This window comes from Galactobacter sp. (genome assembly GCF_022712295.1).
Taxonomy (GTDB): domain Bacteria; phylum Actinomycetota; class Actinomycetes; order Actinomycetales; family Micrococcaceae; genus Galactobacter.
This window is the reverse complement of the sequence record NZ_JALAGT010000066.1, coordinates 1-20,736: the sequence shown is the minus strand read 5'-3', so window position 1 is coordinate 20,736 and position 20,736 is coordinate 1. Positions and strand designations below refer to the sequence as shown.

Genomic DNA, 20,736 nt, shown 5'->3' with positions numbered 1-20,736 from the left:
TGCCGCCGAGGCCAGGACGGCGGCGCCTACGGCCAGGCGGCCGCGTTTAGTGTTTCGGAACATGTTCGTCTCCTTCGACGGTGGGTGTTTGTGACCCTTGAGTGAAATCTGGGGATGGAAGTGTGTGTGTGTGTGAGTCATTCCTTGACGCTGCCGGCGGCCAGACCCGACTGCCAGAAGCGCTGGAGGAAGAGGAAAGCCACGATGAGCGGCAGGATGGTGAGCAAGGACCCAGTGATCACGAGGTTGAAGACGGCGTCGCCGCCTGCGGTGGACGCCTGCGTGGTCCACTGGTTCAGGCCCAACACGAGCGGATACCAGTTCACGTCCTTGAGCATGATCAACGGCAGGAAGTAGTTGTTCCAGGTGGCGACCATGGTGAAAAGCAAAACGGTGACGAGGCCCGGCCCGAGCAGGGGTAGGCAGACCTTGAAGAAGATCCGGAACTCCCCAGCCCCATCCACGCGGGCGGCCTCGAGCAGCTCGTCGGGGATGGCCTCGGTGGCGAAGGTCCACATCAGGTAGAGCCCGAAGGGGGAGATCAGGCTCGGCAGGATCACGGACCACGGTGTGTTGGTCATTCCGAGGTTGGAGAAGAGCAGGAAGGTAGGAACCGCCAGTGCCGTGCCGGGAACCGCGACGGCCCCGATGACCACGGCGAAGATGCCCTTCTTACCTGGGAAGTCGAACTTGGCCAGCGCATAGCCGCCCAGGGCGGCCAACAGCGTGGCTCCACCGGCACCGACCACCACGTAGAGGACCGTATTGGCCAGCCAGCGTACGAAGATCCCGTCCTGGTAGGTGAGGGTGTCCGCGATGTTCTTGAAGAAGGAGAAGTCGCCGCTGAACCACAGGCCGAAGGAGGAGAAGAGACCCTCCTGCGACTTCGTGGCATTGATGACCAACCAGAGCAGCGGGACCAACGCGTAGATCAGGACGATACACGTCAGCAGGGTCAGGGTCTTGGACTTGCGGGGATTCTCCACCAGGCCCAGACGGGGAGGGGCGAGCTTGGGGCCCACGAGGCCGGGCTTGCCGCTCTTCCGTGAGAGCCGGTTGGCCTCTGCGCGCCGAGCGCGGGGTGAAATGGGGGCGGTGGCCATGGCTCAGACGTCCTTCCGCATGCCACGCAGCTGAACGATATAGGCCACGATCATGGTCAGCACGCCCATGATGATGGCCACCGTGGCCGAGTAGTTGAACTGCTGCCCGGAGAAGGACAACGAATACGAGTACAGGTTCGGGGTGAAGTACGTGGTGATCGAGTTCGGGGCCAGGGACTTCAGGATGCTCGGCTCGTTGAAGAGCTGGAAGCTGCCGATGATGGAGAAGATCGTCGCGATGGCCAGCGAACCGCGGATGGCCGGGAGCTTGATGGCGCTGATGACTCGCCACTGCCCGGCACCGTCGATGGCGGCCGCCTCGTAGAGCGAGGTCGGGATGACCTTCAGCGCCGAGTAGAAGATGAGCATGTTGTAGCCCACGAACTCCCACGTGACGATGTTGCCGATCGACGCGAGGATCCATGAGGGGCCCAGGGGGTCGGGAAGGCTGATCCCGAAGAAGTCGTTCAGGTTGCCGACCAGGCCGAAACGGTCGCCATACATGAAGCCCCACATGAGGCTGGCCACCACGGCTGGCACGGCGTAGGGCATGAAGATGGAAATCCGGAAGAAGCTCTTACCGTGGAGGCGGCCGGAGTCGATGGCCAGGGCGACGAACAAGGCGATGAACAACATGATGGGCACCTGGACCACCAGGAACAGGGTTACTCGCCACGCGCCGGACCAGAACTGCGGATCCTGGAAGGCCTTGATGTAGTTGTCGAAGCCTACGAACGAATTGCCGCCCACCAGCTGCTCACGGAACAGGCTCAGGTAGATCGAGTAGATCAGTGGCGCGAGGAACACGAGGGCGAAGAAGATCATGAACGGGCCGATGAAGGCCCAGCCCTTCCAGCGTCCGCGCGCTTTGCGGCCCCTGAGAGGTTTGGGTTCCCGGGCCTTTTTCGAGGCCGGGGAGTCCGCCTCGGCCAGTGAGGCCGGTGACGTCGTCGTCATCATTCTCCCGATTTCCGCATCGGCCCTGTTCGTTTGAACAGACTCGATGTTTGCGTAAACATGAACAAAAGTGATCATGCTCTGTGGCTGGCCTCACGTCAAGTGGCGGTGCTACGTGTGCCAACTGGGGAGGCAAGACTCCATGTGCATGGCGCGTGGGCAGACCACATGCTGTTGGTGGGTGGACAGGCCACATGCTGTCTGCGGTGGCACCGTGCGGGCCCGCGATCAGGGCCGTGTGGCTGAGCGGGCCTCGACGTCACCGCCCCCGGAACGTCGCCATCCCCGGAACGTCGATACGCCCCAAAGCGACATCATCCCCAGACTTTCCGTCACGACAGCGTGGAGAACCCATGCTGCTGTGACGGAATGTCTGGGGGTTCTCCGGGGTGTTGTACGAGGTGGTGGACGATCCTTCACGAGTGGGATGAAGGGTCTTTCAGAGGTGCGGTGGAAGGGTCTGCAGGAGTGGAGGCGGGGGCGTTCACGAGTGGGGTGGAGCCGTACTGCCGCGGACCACCAGCTCAGTGGGGACCAGCAGCCGCTCTTCGCCTGGGCTGCGACCGTCCATCTGGTCCATGACCAGGCCCACGAGTTCGCGGCCGATGCGTGGGAAGTCCTGCTTGACCGTGGTCAACCCGGGCCACAGGTACTCCGCCAGCGGGAGGCCATCGAACCCCACCACGGACACGTCATGGGGGACCCGAACACCGTGCTCGGCGAGTGCATGCATGAATCCTGCCGCCATCTCGTCGTTCGCGGCGAAGACGGCATGCGGCCCGCCAGAGCGGCTTCGCCTCGCAGCATCGATCGCGGTGCAACCGAGCTGGTAGCCGGACGCCGCGGTCCAGTCGCCACGCAGGACTGGGGGAACGCGGATCCCACGAGTCTCCAGTGCCTGTCTCCAGGCAGCCTCACGCTGTCTGGCAGGGCCGGAATCCTTTGGGCCCGCCAGATGATGGATCGTGGGGTGACCCAGCGCTAGCAGGTGCTCCACGGCACTGAGGGCCCCGCCGGCCTGGTCGGTGTCCACGCCGGGACTTCCCTGGACCCGGGAATCGGCGACGGCCAAGGGCAAACCCTGCGGAAGGGACAACGTGGACGGTCCGGAGGACTCCGCCCGGATGACGATGAGTCCGTCGATGGATTGATGCGTGAGCCGGTGCACTGCAGCACTCATCTGCGTGCTGCTGGGAGTTTCCACGTCCACCAATACCACGTTGTAGCCGTTCTCCCGTGATGCCTCCACCACGGCCTCCACGGTCTTGGCCTCGCCGGTGCGGGAGAGTTGATGGGCAATCAATCCGAGTGCTCCATAGGAGCCGTTGCGCAACGCGCGTGCAGCGATGTTGGGGGAGTAACCCAGTGCCTGCATCGAGGCGAGGACGCGCTCGCGGGTTTCCGGGCGGACGTTCTGGGCACCGGTGGACACGCGGGAGACGGTCTGCGCCGAGACCCCCGCGTGGCGCGCCACGTCTCCGATCGAGGGACCGCGACGACGATGGGCTCTGTTCGTCCCGACCTGCTCTGCTCCCATGAGATGAAGCCTAACCATGTGCGGTCGAATCGAACGACTGTCCTGATTGAATTCGAGTCCGGTTTCGTTCGTTCGCACGGGTCATTACCATGAGGCTATGGCCACCAACGACCTGGGTCCCGAGCGCCGTGAGCGCATCCTGCAAGCCGTCAGGGACCGCGGCACAGTGCGGGTCAGTGATCTTGCAGAGGAGTTCGACGTCTCCGCCATGACGGTTCGGCGCGACATCGGGGCCCTCGCGGAAGAGGGGCGACTGGAGCGCATCCATGGCGGTGCTCGACTTCGTGGCGGGCACGTCGCGGAGGAACCCCTGCCGGAAGCGAAGACCCTCCTCAACCCCGTGGCCAAGAGTGCCATCGCGCGTGCAGCAGCCGCACGGATCAGTCCCGGGGAGGTGGTCGGTATCGGATCCGGCACCACCGCGTTGGCTTTCGCCCGTCAGATCGTGAAGGTCCGCGACCTCACCGTGGCGACGAACTGCGTTCCCGTGGCGCAAGTGCTGTGGGAGTCCTCGTCGGCCAAGGTCGTCCTGACCGGAGGTGACCGCACGCCGTCCGAGGGACTCGCCGGACCCATCGCCCTGCAGGCGTTGGAGCACCTGCATCTGGACACCGTGGTGCTCGGTACCCACGGTCTGGACATCGAGGCCGGGTGCACCACGCCCAACCTCCTCGAAGCCCAGGTCAATCGTGCGTTCCTGCAGCGGGCGCGCCGCAGCATGATCTTGGCCGACGCCGAGAAATGGGGTGTGGTCGGCCTGACCACCTTCGCGTCGATCAGCGACATGGACGTCCTCGTGACCGATCCCGCGCTGCCGGCGTCAGCCTGTGAGGCCCTCGAGGCCGAGGGTGTAGAGGTCGTCGTCGCCGACTGAGTCGACTCAGCCGTCGTCGGGCCGACGGAGCCGTCGTAGCCGGCCGGCGCACCGGCCGAGCGCCAGCCTGAGCGCCTGCGCGCCGTTTCAGGTCGGTGGTTCTCCTGCGTGAGCGGTGTGAACATGGTGCAGTTTTCCCCGTGAATTCGCTTCTGAATGGCCTTTCCAGAAAATGGTGACGTCAACATAGTGTTCGTTTGACGTTTCCTGTTGTGCGTTTGTGAGTGAGCGTTTATGGTCAAACTATCGCTGTGATGCTCATCTCATCACCACCTCAAAGGAGAGAACATGCGAATCTCGCACCACAAGATCGGCGGGGCCGTCATGAGCCTCGCGGCCGTGACGGTCCTGGGCCTGGCAGGCTGCACCAATAGCGGAGACGACTCGAAGTCGTCCGGTAAGGACACGGGCTCCAAAGCGGAGGCTGTCAACGACCAGGTCGTCGACGACGGTTGCACCATGGACAAGCTCGGCGTGGACAAGGTTGACCTGAAGGGGGCCAAGGTCGGTTTCTCCCAGTCCGAGCCTGACTCGGCGGCCTTCCGTAAGGCGGAGACCCAGTCCATCAAGGATGCGGCGAAGGACGTTGGAGCCACGGTCACCGTCACCAACGCCAACGCCGAGTTGCCCAAGCAGATCAGCGACATCCAGGAGTTGATCAACCAGGACGTGGACATTCTCGTGGTCGCGCCCGTGAATTCGGACGGTCTCACTCCCGCGCTCGACGCGGCCAAGAAGGCCAAGATCCCGGTCGTCACGATCGATCGTAAGGTCAACGACAAATACTGCGACCAGTATCTGACCTTCCTCGGTTCCGATTTCGAGGAACAGGGTAAGCGTGCGGCGGACGCACTGGCCGAGGCGACAGACTCTAAGGCCAACGTCGCGGTCCTGCTCGGGCCGTCCGGGAACAACGTGACGGATGGCAGGCAGAAGGGCTTCAAGGATCAAGTCAAGGCGAAGTATCCGGACATCAAGATCGTGGCCGAGCAGACCGCCAACGCTTCGCGTGACGAGGGCCAGAAGGTGACCGCTCAGTTGCTGCAGACCAACCCGGACATCGACGCGGTCTACGCGTTCAATGACGAGGAGGGCCTCGGCGCCATGGCCGCCGTCCAGGAGGCAGGCAAGACGCCGGGTGAGGACGTGAAGATCGTGTCCATCGACGGAACCCGCAATGCGGTTCAGGCCATCGTGGACGGAAACTACAACGCGGTGATCGAGTCCAATCCGCGCTTCGGCGCCTTGGTCTTCGACACGCTGCAGAAGTTCTACGACGGTGACGGGATCGCCGAGGACGTCATCATCAAGGACGGCGAATACACCAAGGACAATGCCGAGGACGATCTCGGCCAGTCCTTCTGACCGCCGGATCGAGCGACACCGCGTTCGGGGTCGGCACCATGGCGTCGGCCCCGAACACGGGTGTGCTTTCGACTGTCACATCGCTTCCACACCGTCACATCGTTTCTCAGCAGGCCGCTGCGTTTCAACGAACATTCTCAAGGACACCAGAACGTCATGACAGACGCATCAGAGCATCACGACCCGTCCCCATCGATGGCCGATGACACTCTCACCGCTGCGGGAGCTACGCCAGCACTCGAGGCCAGGGGAGTCTCCAAGATCTTCAACGGTATGACGGCCCTGGACACGGTGGAATTCTCCGTCCAACCAGGTTCCATCCACGCGGTCATCGGTGAGAACGGCGCAGGCAAGTCCACCTTGATCAAGGTCCTGACCGGGGCCTATCAGCCTGACGCGGGGGAGATCCGCTACCTGGGCTCACCGGTACATTTCTCGCGGCCGTCCGAGGCGCAGGACACCGGAATCTCCACGGTGTACCAGGAAGTGAACCTGATCCCGAAACTCTCGATTGCCCAGAACATCTACCTGGGCCGGGAACCACGCACCAAGTTGGGATTGATCGACTCCCGGCGCATGCTGCGTGAGGCGAAAACCCTTCTGGACGGTTTCGGTCTCGACCTGGATGTCGGAGCAGATCTGGACACCCTGGGTCTCGGCGTGCAGCAGATGGTTGCGCTGGCTCGTGCAGTCACCATCGACGCGAACGTGATCATCATGGACGAGCCCACCTCGTCATTGGAACGCCGCGAGGTCGAGACGCTCTTCGGCGTGGCCCGTCGCTTGCGCGACGAAGGCAAGGCCATCGTGTTCGTTTCCCACCGGCTCGACGAACTCTGGGAACTATGTGACCGCGTCACCGTGCTTCGCGACGGCAAGTTGGTCCACACCGGACCCATAGCCTCGCTGGGCCGGAGGGAACTCATCTCCCACATGCTGGGCCGTGAGATCGAGGAAGTGACCCGGTCCGGAGCCACCAGTTTCGGTGAGCCGGAACATGCGTCGGCGGACGGGGATGCCCGGGAGTCCGCCATCTTGGTGGCCACGGGACTGAACGTGCCGGGTGTACTGCACAACGTGGACCTGGCAGTACGGCCGGGAGAAGTCCTCGGCTTGGCCGGGCTGCTCGGTGCCGGGCGGAGCGAGACGGTCAAGGCCATCTACGGCGCCTTGAACACGAACGCCGGCGAGATCCGTGTGGACGGCAAGAAGACGCGCCGCAACTCCATTTCTGCCGCGATGGACTCCGGTATCGCCCTGTTGAGTGAGGACCGCAAGTCGGAGGGGATCATCCCCGAACTCAGCGTGGGCGAGAACATCATTCTTGCCGTCCCCAAACAGGTCTCCACGGCGGGCATCGTCTCTCGCAGCAAGGCGAGGAAGCTGGCGGACGAGTACATCGAACGCCTCCATATCAAGGTCTCGGGTCCAGAACAGTCGGTTGCGGAACTTTCCGGCGGTAACCAGCAGAAGGTTCTGATCGCCCGATGGCTTGCAACGCAACCGAAGGTCTTCCTCATGGACGAGCCAACGCGCGGCATCGACGTCGGAGCAAAGGCCGAGGTCCAGGAACTCATCGATGAACTCGCCGCCGCGGGATACGCCGTGGTGCTGATCTCCTCCGAGACTGAGGAACTCGTCGCCGGAGCCGACCGAGCGGTCGTGTTGCGTGACGGGCGGGTCGACGCGGAACTGTCCGGAGACCAACTGACCAACCAGAACCTGCTGGCGAAGCTCGTCGGCACCGGGACCATCCAGGAAGGGGACGCGGCATGAGCAGTGATACATCGAGCGCCGGCGTGGTGGGTGCCGGGGCCCCTACGCCCCAGCCCACGCCGTCGGGCGCCGACAGACCTCGCAAGGCGCCGTTGAACGGTGCGGGGGTCATGGCGTGGACCGCCAAGTACGGCGTCTACGTGGCGCTGGCCGTGCTGGTGATTCTCAACATCGCCATCACCAAGAACTTCCTGACCATCTCCAATCTGCGTCTGCAGCTGGTCCAAACAGTTCCGGTGCTGATCGTGGCACTCGGCATGGCGATGATCATCGGCACCAAGGGGATCGACCTGTCCGTGGGCTCCGTGATGGCCGTCGCTGCCGCGGTGGTGCCCCTCTACATCGGCTACGGCACCGTCCCCGCCGTGCTCATCGGTCTGTTGATGGGAGTCCTCGCAGGCCTCGTGGCCGGGTTCTTGGTCTCCGTCGTAGGACTTCAACCGATCGTCGCGACTCTGGCCGTGATGGTGGGTGGGCGGGGCCTCGCCAATGTCATCGGCGGGTCCATCAAGTCCATCAACGACCCCGGACTGCAGGAATTGGGTCGGGGGCAGCTGCTCGGCATCCCCTACACGGTGATCGTGGCCGTGGTGGTGGTGTTGATTGTGGCGGTGCTGATGCGCAGAACCACGTTCGGGCTCTACGTGGAGTCCATCGGTGGTAACAAACGTGCGGCGGAACTGGCGGGGGTACACATCAAGCGCGTCCTCATGACGGTGTACATCATCGGCGGAATACTGGCAGCGCTGGCCGGCATCATCGTGGCTGCACGCTCGCTGGCCTCCGACCCCAAAACCGTCGGCTTGTTGATGGAGCTCAACGCCATCGCCGCCGTCGTGATCGGCGGGACCTCCCTCAACGGCGGCAAGGTTCGGGTGCTCGGCACCGTAGCAGGCGCGTTGCTGATGCAGCTGATCGTCTCCACCCTCATCTCCCACGACGCCCCGAATTCCGTGGCGCAAATGGTCCAGGCCGTGGTCATCATCGCGGCCGTTTTCACCCAGGTAGGCAGGAGGACCTCATGACCTCGACCACGCTCCCCAGCCCGGGCTCCCGTCCTGAGATTGAGGCGGCACGGGCCCAGCGTCCAGGGCGGTCGGCGTTGATCTCCCGCTTCCTGCAGCGCAACGGTGCTCTGGTGGTGCTGCTCCTGCTCGTGGTCGTGATGATCTTCGCGTTCTCAGGCTTCGGGTCCGCAGGTAACCTCACGCAGATCGCCAAGCAGGCCTCCTTCTACGCGCCCTTGGCCTTGGGTCTGACCTTCGTGATCTTCACGGGCGGGATCGATCTTTCGGTCGGATCGGTGTTTGCGCTCGGCGGCGTGCTGGCAGCGTGGGCATCGCAGTGGGGCTTCCTGCCCGCATTGCTGGTGCCGTTGTTGGTCTGCGGGCTCATCGGATTGGTGCAGGGTGCGCTCGTGGCCGGCACCAAGATCCCGGCCTTCATCGTGACCCTGGGCGGGCTGCTCTTCGCCCGCGGACTCCTGTTGTTCATCACCGATGAGGGCAGTGTGACCCATCCGGTCACCTCTCACAGTGGTTTCAGATCGTTGGCGGGCAGCTCCTTCCTCGGATTGGGCACGTCCGTGTGGATCGTGCTGGTCCTCTTCGTCATCGGTGTGGTGATCTCGCGTCGCACGTCCTACGGCATGACGCTGCTGGCCATCGGCGGCCAGGAGGAAGCCGCGAGCCTGATGGGCCTGCCAGTACGTCGTTCACTGCTCATCGCCTACACGACCTCGGGGGCCTTGGCCGGATTCGCCGGCGCCATGACGGCCTCCTACACCGGCTCAGGAGTGACGACTCTGGGTGTGGGGCTGGAACTGACGGCGATCTCCGCGGTGGTGCTTGGCGGAACCATTCTCACCGGCGGGGCAGGAACCATCATGGGATCGTTGGTCGGCATCACGCTGCTGCAGGTGGTCGCCAATCTGATCAATCGCTTGGGCCTGACCAACTCCAACTGGCAGTCCGTGGTCAACGGCGTGCTGTTGGCGGTGGTGGCGGTGGCACAGATCTACCTCTCCAAGGTCCAGGCAAGGAATCAGGGCCACGGGGCCACCGCCGCGGAGGCGGCCACAGGAGAAGCGGACGCGGCCAAGGTGCTGGCCGATGCCGGTGTCGTGGACGGGGATTCGAGGCAAGGTGGGCGGCCATCGTCCTGACCTGATCACCGGCGGCCGCTAGCGGCCGCCGGTGAGCCCTGCCCGCGTCAGCAGAACCACCCGGACCCAGCTGCGAGCTTAAGGCCGCCGGCGCGCACCCTCGAATCATCACACTGTCACATAAAAGACTTCCCCGCAGGACCCTCAACAGTTCATCCGAAGGAAGGACATCCCCATGAAGGTGCAACGGAGCACCCGCCGATCCTGGCCCGTCGTGGCCGCTCTAGCCGTAGGACTCGCCGGCCTGCCGGTATCGACCGCGGCGTCCGCGCCGGCGGACGGCGCACCCGCAAAGCCAGCGGCCGCAAAGCCGGCGGCAGTCGCCTCAAGCACGGGAGGAAGCCACGCGGCGTCGGGCATTGTCTACGCCGAGCCGGAGAGCTCCGGCGGTGGAACCACGGCGCAGGGTCTGCAGGCCGACTACTTCACGGTGGATCCCGACCAGGACTTCGCCCTGGAGGAGCTGAAGACCACCGTGGTGGAACAGCAGATCAACTCCTTGAACATGGTTCCCACCTATCAGCAACGCGTGGGTCGCACCGAACAAGCGGGCGTGCGCTACACGGGCAAGATCGCTGCGCCGGCAGACGGCAAGTACACCTTCGTCGCCACAGGAGACAACGGCTTCCGCCTCTGGATCGATAACAAGCCCGTCCTGGACTGGTGGAAGGACGAATGGGACAAGCCGCAGACCTCCGACCCGGTCACCCTGAGTAAGGGTGAACATTCGATCAGATTCGAACAGTTCCAGAACGACGGAGGAGCCAACAACAAGCTTGAATGGTCCGGCCCCGGGATCGAACGCCAAGTGGTCCCGGCCCAGGCCTTCTCCCTGCCGGAGGACTATGAGGGCGTCGGCGCCACAGTCACGCTGGAGGGCAGCGGAGCCAAGCTGAACGCGGCCTTCGAAGGACCCTTGAGCGGGCAGGCGGGCAAGGGCAACGTCACCCTCACGGTGGACGGCAACGATTATCCGGTCTCTTCCGCCTATACCAGCGGCAAGACCCTGGTCGTCAAACCCAAGGAGCCCATCTATCAAGGCACCACCGTGCGCCTGGCCTACAACGGTCAGGGGTCGTTGAAGCTGCGACCAGCAGGCGGCTCGCGCGAAGCCGTACCGAGCTTCGATCTGCCGGTCACCAACGGCTCCACGCACCGTATGTCCACCCCATGGGCATCCAAGGTCAACAAGAGGAGCCCGTTGCCGGAATACCCGCGCCCACAACTGCAGCGCAAGGCCTGGCAGAACCTCAACGGTCAATGGCAACTGAGCACCCTCGACAGTGGCGAACCGGCACCGGTGGGAACCTCCGGTGAGGCCTACAACGAGAAGATCACCGTGCCATATCCCATCGAGTCGGACCTCTCCGGCATCGGGCGGCACGAGGACGACTTCGCCTACCGTCGGGAGTTCACCGTGCCGCGTTCGTGGAAGGTCGGAACGGGCCAACGCCTGAAGCTGAACTTCGGGGCTGTGGACTACAAGGCGATCGTCTACGTCAACGGGACCGAGGTCGCTTCGCACACCGGCGGCTACGACGAGTTCAGCGCCGACATCACGGACGCGGTGAACGGCGGCAAAAACGAGCTCGTGGTCCGGGTTGAGGACACCACGGGTAACCAGCCGCGCGGCAAACAAGAGGCCAATCCTTCCGGGATCTTCTACACCCCGAATTCCGGGATCTGGCAGACCGTCTGGATGGAGCCTGTCGCAGAGACCTCGGTGAGCCACTTGGGCCTGTCCACGTCCAAGGACCGCAAGCAGCTGCTCGTGGACCCTGAAGTGGAAGGTGCAGAGTCGGCCGAGGTCAAGGTCGTCGTCAAGGACCGCGGTCGCGTGGTGGGCCAGGGAAAGGGTCCTTCCGGTGAACAGCTGGCCATCGACATCAAGAACCCTCACCTGTGGACCCCGGACGACCCCCATCTCTACGACCTCACCGTGACCACGGGCAAGGACACCGTGAGCTCGTACGTCGGAATGCGGACCATCGAGACGGGTGCGGCCGGCCCCGACGGAAAGCAGAAGATCCTGCTCAACGGCAAACCCACCTTCCTGCTCTCCACCCTGGATCAGGGCTACTGGCCGGACGGTGTCTACACCGCGCCCACCGACAAGGCGCTGGCCTGGGACATCGAGCAGACCAAGGACTTCGGGTTCAACACCATCCGCAAACACATCAAGGTGGAACCTGCGCGCTGGTATTACCACGCAGACCGCGAGGGCATGCTGGTGTGGCAGGACATGCCGGCCAACAACGCCGGCAACGACACGGAAGCCGTGCGCAAGGTGTTCAAGGACCAGCTCTCCTCCATGGCCCACCAACTCTCATGGTCGACCTCGGTGATCGGCTGGGTGCCCATGAACGAGGGATGGGGTGAATGGGACCGACAGGCCACCGGGCAGTTGGCCGACGATCTACGCGATCAGGACCCGAGCCGCCTCGTCAACGCCCATTCGGGCGTGAACTGCTGCAACTCGAAGGGCGACTCCGGTCGAGGCGACATCATCGACTGGCACATGTACACGGGACCGGCACTACCCGATCCGGACAAGGATCGGGCAGCGATCGACGGAGAACACGGTGGTTTCTCCCTCTCCGTGGCGGGGCACACCTGGCCCGGTGGCTCCGTGAACCCCTATGGGGAGGTCGGAAGCTCCGAGGAACTCACCGCGGCGTACGTGCAGAACACTGCGGCGCTCGTCAGACCCGCAGGCGATCAACTCTCCGGCTCCATCTACACTCAGATCACCGATGTGGAGGGCGAGGTCAATGGCCTGTGGACCTACGACCGCAGGGTCCAGAAGATGGACAAGAAGCAGGTTCGTGCCGCCAATCTCGACGTGATTCGTGCAGGTACTTTGGAAGGCTCGGAGCATGACCCCGTGGGTGGCAAGACCGGGGTGGCCCAGTGGTCCCTGGACGAGGGCAAGGGCGTCAAGGCCAAGGACTCCACACATTTCCGCAACCAGCTCACGCTGTCCGAGACGGGAACTACGTGGGGAGAGGACCACAGCACAGGAGAGGGTCACTCCCTGCATCTGGACGGGACCGGCCAGGCGACCGCTGCCGTGAAGCAACTCGATACTCTCGGGGACTACACCGTGTCCGCATGGGTGAAGCTCGACAAATTGCCGGGTAAGGGTACCTACGCCACGTTCGCCGGCGCCGACGGTAAGGACGGAAAGAGCGCGTTCTTCCTCCAGTACGGCAATGATGCCGATGTCAACGGCTTCGCGTTCTCCTTCGCGGACGGACCGCGAGCGGTCTCGGACGTCACCGCGGAGACCGACCGCTGGTATCACCTCGTTGGCGTTCGCGACGCAGGGAACAACAGGATCAGGCTGTACGTGAACGGACACTTGGCAGACTCCGCCAAGGCCGTGAGCGCCTCGCCGAGCACCGGTCTGCTCACCCTGGGCCGGGCCCAATGGGAAGGCAAGGGCGTGGATCGGCTCACCGGCTCCCTCGACCAGGTCGGCGTGTGGGACAAGGCCCTCAGCGCAAAGGAGGTTGCCGCTCTGGGCTGATGGTGTCTGGGTTGATGACCTCCGCCCGGCCCCTACGCCGTCGAGGCAGGCCCGGATCCTCACAAGGATCCGGGCCTGCCTCATGTCAATGGCCGACGGCGCGGGTCGCCTGAGGCGCCCCACGCGTCACCCGTCGCTGGTCACCCGTCGTGCGTCACGCGTCACGCCGCGCACCGTCGTCCGCGGTGACGGGGAAGATCGAAGGGCGGGGGAAGCCTGCCCCCTCCACGGCTGCGGCGATGGCGTCGGAGATCCGACCGGCGTCCTCGGCTGGAACCAGCGCGATGGACGCGCCGCCGAAGCCACCGCCGGTGAGCCGAGCACCCAGGGCTCCTGCGTCCAGGGCGGCCTGAACCGCAGCGTCGATGGCAGGGGTGGAGCACTCGAAGTCATCACGTTGGGAGGCATGGGAGGCGGTGAGCAGTTCGCCGAGTCCCTGCATGTCGCCTGCGGCCATGCGCTCCACGGCCAGACGAACGCGGGCGGTGTCGGAGACAATGTGGCGCGTGCGACGGTACAAGGTATCGGGCAGGATCTCCTTGGCCCGCTCCAGGCCGGACATCGGCACCTCGCCCAGCTGCTGCACGCCGAGCAGTTCGGCAGCCTCCTCGCATTCGCGGCGACGATCCGCGTAACCGGCGGCGTGTGTGTGCCGCTGCAAGGAATCCACCACGAGCAGTTCCAGGCCCGCAGCCTCGAATCCGAGCGGCACCGGCTTCGGTGCCGGTGCGTTCTCCCCGAATTCCAGGTGTACCGCGTGGTCCGGATGTGCCAGGAGGATGGCCGACTGGTCCAATAGGCCGGTGGGCGAGCCCACCACCTCGTGTTCCACGCGCTGGGTGAGCGGGATCAGCTCGGTCGCCGTGAGACCGAGTCCATAGACGTCGCTCAGGGCCACGGCCGTGGCGCACTCCAGCGCGTGCGAACTCGAGACGCCGACGCCAACAGGGATGTCGCTGTCCACCAGGGCATCGAAGCCCGGCACGGAAGCGAGGTCCGCGACGCTGCCGAGGATGCGCAGCACGCCGAGCGGGTAGGCGCTCCAGCCTTCCAAGGTCTCACCGGAGGCATCCACTACGCGCTCCACCGTGGTCTCCACGACCTCGTCGGTGAACGTGGACGCCACGCGGATGAGCGCATCGTCACGCATCCGTAGGGACAAAGTGGTGCGGCGCTGGATGGCGAACGGGAGGGAGGCACCGCCGTTGTAATCGGTGTGCTCCCCGAGCAGGTTCACGCGGCCTGGTGCGGAGTACACGGCGCTCGGTTCCGCGCCGAAGCGCTCGGAGAATGCCAGGTGGGGTGTGGTTTGCACGAATAGGGTCCCGTCGGGTCGTCAGGGGAGTAGTGGCTCGGTGGGGTTCGTCGCGTCCGCCTTGGCCAGGGCGTCGCGCAGGCGGGCCGCGCCGTCCTCAGGCGAGACGTCCGCGATCCAGGCACCCATGCCGGATTCGGACCCGGCCAGGTACTTGAGTTTGTCGGCAGCGCGGCGGGGGCTGGTCAGCCGCCAGGTCAGCCTCACGGTGTCTCGTTCGGGTCCCACCGGGGCCTGAAGCCAGGAACCGATGTAGGGCAGCGGAGCATCGTAGATGGCGTCCAGTGCCCGGGTCAGGCGCAGCGTGATGGTGGCCAGTTCGTCGCGTTCCGCAGCCGTGGTGGCGGCCAGATCCGGGACATGACGGTGAGGAGCAAGGTGGATCTCGACGGGCCAGCGGGCCGCGAACGGGACGTAGGCGGTGAAGTATCGACCGGCCAGAACCACCCGGGTGCCGTTGCGCTCGGCGTCGACGAGATCCGCGAAGAGCGTCGGTCCGTACGACTCCACGGATTCGCAGATCCGACGCATCGTTGCAGGAACATAGGGATACGAATAGATCTGCCCGTGGGGGTGGTGCAGGGTCACGCCGATCTCCACGCCGCGGTTCTCGAACGGGAAGACCTGGCGGATTCCCGGCAGCGCAGAGAGCTCTTGGGTCCGATGCGCCCAGGCCTCCACGATGGTGCGGGCTCGCACCGTGGTCTGCGACGCGAAGGAACCCGTCGAGGACGGGTTGAAGCACACGACCTCACAGCGTCCCCCTGACGTGGATGCGGAGAACACCTCGGTGGGGCGGGCGCCCGTGCCGACCTCGGGGGTCGACGGGTCGGGAAGCGAAGGGCCGAAGGAGGGCGACTTGTTCTCGAACACCGCCACGTCGTACTGGTCCGGCACCTCGGAGGGGTTCTCCTCGGTCTGCGGTGCCAGCGGGTCGAGATGAGCCGGCGGGAGGAAGGCGCGATTCTGCCGGGTGGTCGCCACGGAGATCCATTCACCGGAGAGCTGGTCGAAGCGCAGCTGCGCGGTGTCGGGACGGGGCGGCAGCGGACGCCGGTCCGGGCTGGGGACGCGCTCGGGGGAGCCGGGATCGTCGAAGTAGATGAGTTCACGGCCGTCCGCCAACTGCGTCCGGGTGATACGAGTCACTCCGGTGGACTGGTCTTGCTGGGGCACTGGCCGCCTCCTGGTCGGGATGGTGCCCAGGCGGCACCAATGACTGAATCGAACATTAGGCGGTGTGAGGAATGTTCGCAAGTGTTCGTTTGTGCTCGACGACTGGTGCGGACTTGGTCGGCGACCCGCGGCTTTCGTCGGCGCCGCCGGCGCCGATCAACGCGCGGTGCGCGCCTTACCCGCCGAATCGGGGTCGCTCGCCGAACCGGGAGCGGGCCGTCGGGCGTTGCACTTGGGTCCAGAACTCGGCGCCCGCGGGGACCCGCCTAGAATGGTGAACCATGAGCTTCACTGCGTCCTTGCCCACCGTCTCCGACGAAACGCCCGTTCGCGTTCGTTTCTGCCCCTCACCGACCGGAACCCCCCACGTGGGTATGGTCCGTACGGCCCTGTTCAACTGGGCCTACGCGCGTCATACCGGAGGCAAGCTGGTCTTCAGGATCGAGGACACGGACGCTGCCAGGGATTCCGAGGAGTCCTTCAACCAGGTGATCGATGCCTTGGAATGGCTTGGCATGGACTGGGACGAGGGCATTCGCGTGGGCGGCCCCGACGCTCCGTACCGGCAGTCGGAACGCGGTGAGATCTACGCCGACGTCATCGCCAAGCTGGTGCAGGGCGGCCACGTCTACGAGGACTTCTCCACCCCGGCCGAGGTCGAGGCCCGCCACCGCGCCAAGGGGGAAGACCCCAAGCTCGGCTACGACAACTTCGACCGCGACCTGACCCAGGAGCAGAAGGACGCTTACCGCGCGGAGGGACGCCTGCCCGTGCTGCGCCTGCGGATGCCCGACCAGGACATCACGTTCACCGACCTGGTCCGCGGCGAGATCACCTTCCCTGCCGGATCCGTCCCCGACTATGTGGTGGTCCGCGCCAACGGCAAGCCGCTCTACACCCTGGTGAACCCGGTGGACGATGCCCTGATGGGGATCACTCACGTGCTGCGCGGAGAGGACTTGCTGTCCTCAACCCCTCGCCAGGTTGCCCTGTACAAGGCACTCATCGAGATCGGCGTGGCCAAGTACCTGCCGCTCTTCGGCCACCTTCCCTATGTGATGGGTGAAGGCAACAAGAAGCTCTCCAAGCGCGATCCCGAATCCAGCCTGTTCAACCTGCGCGACATGGGCTTCATCAAGGAGGGCCTGGACAACTACCTGGGCCTGCTCGGCTGGTCGCTGTCCGCCGACGAGGACATCTTCGACCTGAAGACGTTCGTGGAGCACTTCGATGTCAAGGACGTGCTGGGCAATCCGGCCAAGTTCGACCTGAAGAAGGCCACGGCCATCAACGGCACGCACATCCGTCAGCTGGAGGCGGCAGACTTCCGTGATCGCTTGCTGCCCTATCTGAGGGCGGCCGGCCTGGTGGGGGAGCAGTTGACCGAGCGTCAGCAGGAGATCCTCACCGCAGCGGCGCCCCTGGTGCAGGAGCGCATGCAGTTGCTGGGTGAAGCCCCCGACCTGCTGACCTTCCTCTTCACTGCGGACGAGGATCTGGTGGTGGCGGAGGACGCCCTGAAGAAGATGCCTCAGAACTTGGGTGAGGTGGTGGACGCCGCCATCGCGGCAATCGAGGGTGTCGAGGACTTCACCGCAGCCAATATCGAGGCAGCCCTGCGTGAGGCGCTGATCGACGGGCTGGAACTCAAACCACGCTTGGCCTTCGGCCCCGTTCGCTCCGCAGTGTCCGGGCGTCGGATTTCCCCGCCGCTGTTCGAATCGCTGGAGATCCTCGGCAAGGACTCCACGCTGGCTCGCCTGCGTGCTTTCCGTGCACAGCATGTCTGAGTCGTTGGACCAGGCCTTGCCGACGGCGCTGCCCGGCGCGCACTCGTCATCACCCGCTGCTGCGGGCGGCGACGGTGTCGTGGGCGGCGCCGTCGGCGTTCTGTTCGACGTCGATGACACGCTCGTTGACCTGCGCACGGCCATGCGCCGAGCCCTGATGGTCGCGGCTGACGCGGATCTGAAGGGACTGGACGCCTCGGAACGGGAGCGTTTCGCCGAGGCCTTCTCCCGCGACCTCGAGGGGTACTACGACCGGTATGTGGCTGGGGAGTTGGGGTTTGCCGAACAGCGGCATCTTCGCCTGGTGGCCGCGTTGAACCGGTGGGATCGCACCACACTGAGCCGACCGGACGAGTTCTCCGACGTCTTCGAAGCCGAGGTGGTGGCAGGCTGGCGCGCCTTTGACGACGTGGATCCGGTGCTGGACCAGCTGGATCTTTGGAACATCCCCTACGGGGCGGTCACCAATAATCTGGAGGCTTATCAGCGCAACAAGCTGGAACGCTCAGGGTTGGCCCGCGTCGCCGTGGTGGTCGGTTCCGACACCACGGGTGCGCCGAAACCTGATGCGCGCTCGTATCTGGCCGGCGTCTCCGCCTTGGGCACGCGAGCGGAAAAGACGTTGATGGTGGGGGACAATCCTGGGCACGATGTGGCTGGAGCACTGGCTGCAGGATTACCCGCGCTGTTGGTGGATCGATTCGGTCGTTACCCGGACCAGGAATCGGTGACCGGACTCACATCGGTGCTGGACTGGGCCTCGAGCTTTCTGGGGGCCGCCCAGGGGCGGTGACCGCCCGCTCGGATCCGCGTGATTCCGCGGATCCGGGCGGGTCTTCCCGGAAGGCTCTGCGGCACGGCTCCAGAGGTACTGGCAGTTTTGCATCTGCCCTGAACCTGGGGTAGACTTATTTCTCGTCCGGTGCGGATTCGAAAGGAATTCAAGCCGAACAAAATACATATTGGGATATGGTGTAATTGGCAACACAGCGGTTTCTGGTACCGTCGTTCTAGGTTCGAGTCCTGGTATCCCAGCTGGTTTCTCTCGAGAGACCGACTTGATGTCGAAAGACATTGCGCGTCCGGCCCCATCGTATAGCGGCCTAGTACACCGCCCTCTCACGGCGGTAACACCGGTGCAAATCCGGTTGGGGTCACGGTCGCGGAAGAATCACTTCCCTTTGAGGATGATTGTTTCGTGACAACGCGGCCCCATCGTATAGCGGCCTAGTACACCGCCCTCTCACGGCGGTAACACCGGTTCAAATCCGGTTGGGGTCACGAGAAAAGTTGAAGGTCCGGTTCCTGGAAACAGGTTCCGGGCCTTCTGCTTTTTCAGGACATACCGAATGGCCGGCCTACCAGGACACGGCAGAATGAGGATCGTGAACCTTCCCCAGACCGTCTCCGACGTGGATGAGTCCTCCATCATCTCGCTCCTCAACCGGCACTACCCGCAGCCAACGGCGGGGGCAGTGAAGTGCGGCATCGGGGACGACGCCGCGATTCTGGGGCCGGGGGAGGGCAAACAGTTGGTGACCGTGGACACCTTGGTCCACGGCCGAGATTTCCTGGACAGCTGGCCGTGCGGTTATCGCACCACAGGCGCCGACGTCGGCTGGAAATCCGCGGCTCAGAATCTCTCCGATATCAATGCCATGGGAGGTGTTCCCCTGGCCGGTTTCGTGACGCTGTCTCTTCCGCCCCAGACCCCGCTGGCCTGGGTCGAGGCTTACGCCGAGGGCGTCGCAGCCGCGGCTCACCAACTCGGTGCCACGACCTTTGGGGTCGCAGGGGGAGACCTCTCATCCTCCGCCGAGCTTCAGGTCGGGATGACGGTGATCGGGCAGGCCTCGCACCCCGTCCTTCGTGGTGGCGCCCGCCCCGGTGACCGTGTGCTGCTGGCGGGCAGCACGCCCGGCATGGCTCACGTCGGCCTGTCACTGCTGCTCAGCACGGACCAGGCCGACGTCGCGGAGGGCTGGGACGCCGCCGCTACCGCTGTGGCGGCGGCGCAGCTGCGCCCGCGTCCCCCGCTGGGGACGGGGGCAGCGGCCGCTGAGCGTTTGACGTCGCTCATGGATGTGTCCGACGGGCTGATGAGGGATGCTGCCCGCCTCGCAGCGTCGTCGTCCGTGGTTCTTCGCCTGGATCGCGACGCCCTTGAACGGGAGGCTACCGACCTCGCCGCTTGGGGCGGCAGGCACGTACGCGATGCCTTGCGTGCCGTGCTTTATGGGGGAGAGGACTTCGGCCTCCTCGGTACGTCGCCCTCGGAGCTGCCGGTACCCGAGGGGTTCCGGCAGATCGGTGTGGTTGTTCCTGCGGACGCGAAGGAAGGACTGAACCCAGCAGAAGCTGGACCGGCGGGCAGTGGCGTGTGGCTTGGGGACCAGCCGCTCAGCGGCGCCGCGGGCTTCGACCACTTTGCCCCCAGTCGGAGCGACTGATGGTCCCGGACGCCGGCACTCAGCCCAGACTTTCCGTCACGACCTCCAGCTTTCTCCAGGGGGCGGTGACGGAAAGCCTAGGGCGGTGCGAGGTGGGGCGGCAGAATAGGGGGTACTGACGGAAAAGCTCGGGGGTTCGGCATGGGAGAATGAGGCGTGAATTCTCGCTCTTCTCGGCTCCTGTCAACCCTTGGTGTCATGATCTCAGCCGGACTGGCGCTGGCCTCCTGCGGCTCAGTGTCCGCGGATGAGGGGCAGGCCACACCGTCTACGCCGGCAGCGGCGACGCCCGGACAGGGGACGCTGATCATTGCCCATCGCGGCGGGAGCGAGGAAGGGGCGGAAGGATCCGTGGATGCGCTTGCCGAGGCGGCACGGGACGGTTTCCCCGCTGAATTCGATTTGCGGGCCTTGGCAGACGGGGAATGGGCGGTTGCCCACGATGCCGAGGTGGAACGCATCCTGGAATCGGGTGAGGGACCGGTCTCCGAATTGACCAGTGAGCAGTGGCTGAAATCCTGCATTCGTCAGGAAGGCGATGCGCAGGACTCTGAGGGGTGTGAATCGTCCCGGGTTTGATTGAGGGGAAGCCTGACATCCTGGAAGGATCCCCTCATGGCAGCACCACGGAAGTACCCAGCAGAGCTTCGGGAGCGAGCGACCCGACTGGCGGTCGAAGCCCGCCGCGACCCTGATACGA

Annotated in this window: 15 protein-coding genes and 3 tRNA genes; 13 read left to right on the top strand and 5 right to left on the bottom strand. The window is 64.8% G+C overall.

Annotated features, from left to right (window positions below; translation table 11 throughout):
• Positions 1 to 137: 137 nt before the first annotated feature.
• The 3 genes from Q0A15_RS05275 to Q0A15_RS05265 all read right to left on the bottom strand — a co-directional run bounded on the left by Q0A15_RS05275 (position 138) and on the right by Q0A15_RS05265 (position 3,597).
• Positions 138 to 1,103, bottom strand: coding sequence for a carbohydrate ABC transporter permease (locus tag Q0A15_RS05275; protein ID WP_291278483.1), 966 nt, complete (start codon positions 1,101 to 1,103; stop codon positions 138 to 140).
• A 3-nt stretch (positions 1,104 to 1,106) separates the two neighbouring features.
• Positions 1,107 to 2,060 (bottom strand): carbohydrate ABC transporter permease, encoded by a 954-nt coding sequence (locus tag Q0A15_RS05270; protein WP_291278482.1) that lies wholly within the window; start codon positions 2,058 to 2,060, stop codon positions 1,107 to 1,109.
• A 484-nt stretch (positions 2,061 to 2,544) separates the two neighbouring features.
• Positions 2,545 to 3,597: a LacI family DNA-binding transcriptional regulator gene (locus tag Q0A15_RS05265; protein ID WP_291278481.1), complete on the bottom strand. Its 1,053-nt coding sequence runs from the start codon at positions 3,595 to 3,597 to the stop codon at positions 2,545 to 2,547.
• A gap of 97 nt (positions 3,598 to 3,694) precedes the next feature.
• On the opposite strand from Q0A15_RS05265, the gene Q0A15_RS05260 reads away from it, so the two are divergent.
• The 6 genes from Q0A15_RS05260 to Q0A15_RS05235 all read left to right on the top strand — a co-directional run bounded on the left by Q0A15_RS05260 (position 3,695) and on the right by Q0A15_RS05235 (position 13,305).
• Entirely contained in the window at positions 3,695 to 4,471 is a 777-nt protein-coding gene (locus tag Q0A15_RS05260; protein WP_291278480.1) for a DeoR/GlpR family DNA-binding transcription regulator, read from the top strand.
• Between the two features lie 288 nt (positions 4,472 to 4,759).
• Positions 4,760 to 5,836 (top strand): ABC transporter substrate-binding protein, encoded by a 1,077-nt coding sequence (locus Q0A15_RS05255; protein ID WP_291278479.1) that lies wholly within the window; start codon positions 4,760 to 4,762, stop codon positions 5,834 to 5,836.
• Positions 5,837 to 5,992: 156 nt separating this feature from the next.
• Positions 5,993 to 7,612, top strand: coding sequence for a sugar ABC transporter ATP-binding protein (locus Q0A15_RS05250; protein WP_291278478.1), 1,620 nt, complete (start codon positions 5,993 to 5,995; stop codon positions 7,610 to 7,612).
• Positions 7,609 to 8,637 carry an ABC transporter permease gene (locus tag Q0A15_RS05245; RefSeq protein ID WP_291278477.1) on the top strand — a complete coding sequence of 343 codons (1,029 nt, stop codon included), beginning with the start codon at positions 7,609 to 7,611 and terminating at the stop codon, positions 8,635 to 8,637. The genes Q0A15_RS05250 and Q0A15_RS05245 overlap by 4 nt, the downstream gene beginning before the upstream one ends.
• Positions 8,634 to 9,776 carry an ABC transporter permease gene (locus Q0A15_RS05240; RefSeq protein ID WP_291278476.1) on the top strand — a complete coding sequence of 381 codons (1,143 nt, stop codon included), beginning with the start codon at positions 8,634 to 8,636 and terminating at the stop codon, positions 9,774 to 9,776. Before Q0A15_RS05245 ends, Q0A15_RS05240 begins: the two co-directional genes overlap by 4 nt.
• Positions 9,777 to 9,951: 175 nt before the next feature.
• Positions 9,952 to 13,305, top strand: a complete 3,354-nt coding sequence (locus Q0A15_RS05235; protein WP_291278475.1) for a LamG-like jellyroll fold domain-containing protein — start codon at positions 9,952 to 9,954, stop codon at positions 13,303 to 13,305.
• A 154-nt stretch (positions 13,306 to 13,459) separates the two neighbouring features.
• Here Q0A15_RS05235 and galK read toward each other — a convergent pair whose 3' ends face one another.
• Entirely contained in the window at positions 13,460 to 14,620 is a 1,161-nt protein-coding gene (gene galK, locus Q0A15_RS05230; RefSeq protein ID WP_291278474.1) for a galactokinase, read from the bottom strand.
• Between the two features lie 21 nt (positions 14,621 to 14,641).
• On the bottom strand, positions 14,642 to 15,796 hold the full coding sequence (galT, locus tag Q0A15_RS05225; protein ID WP_291278473.1) for a galactose-1-phosphate uridylyltransferase: 1,155 nt from the start codon (positions 15,794 to 15,796) through the stop codon (positions 14,642 to 14,644).
• 281 nt (positions 15,797 to 16,077) lie between these two features.
• On the opposite strand from galT, the gene gltX reads away from it, so the two are divergent.
• The 7 genes from gltX to Q0A15_RS05190 all read left to right on the top strand — a co-directional run bounded on the left by gltX (position 16,078) and on the right by Q0A15_RS05190 (position 20,615).
• Positions 16,078 to 17,586, top strand: coding sequence for a glutamate--tRNA ligase (gene gltX / locus Q0A15_RS05220; RefSeq protein ID WP_291278472.1), 1,509 nt, complete (start codon positions 16,078 to 16,080; stop codon positions 17,584 to 17,586).
• Positions 17,579 to 18,379 (top strand): HAD family hydrolase, encoded by an 801-nt coding sequence (locus Q0A15_RS05215; protein ID WP_291278471.1) that lies wholly within the window; start codon positions 17,579 to 17,581, stop codon positions 18,377 to 18,379. Before gltX ends, Q0A15_RS05215 begins: the two co-directional genes overlap by 8 nt.
• 170 nt (positions 18,380 to 18,549) lie before the next feature.
• Positions 18,550 to 18,621: transfer RNA gene (locus Q0A15_RS05210), tRNA-Gln, on the top strand.
• Between the two features lie 49 nt (positions 18,622 to 18,670).
• Positions 18,671 to 18,743, top strand: a tRNA-Glu gene (locus tag Q0A15_RS05205).
• A 51-nt stretch (positions 18,744 to 18,794) separates the two neighbouring features.
• Positions 18,795 to 18,867, top strand: a tRNA-Glu gene (locus Q0A15_RS05200).
• Positions 18,868 to 18,971: 104 nt separating this feature from the next.
• Positions 18,972 to 20,036, top strand: a complete 1,065-nt coding sequence (gene thiL, locus Q0A15_RS05195) for a thiamine-phosphate kinase (RefSeq protein ID WP_291278470.1) — start codon at positions 18,972 to 18,974, stop codon at positions 20,034 to 20,036.
• Positions 20,037 to 20,234: 198 nt separating this feature from the next.
• A complete protein-coding gene (locus Q0A15_RS05190) occupies positions 20,235 to 20,615 on the top strand; it encodes a glycerophosphodiester phosphodiesterase family protein (RefSeq protein WP_291278469.1) in 381 nt (126 codons plus the stop codon).
• Positions 20,616 to 20,736: the final 121 nt, after the last annotated feature.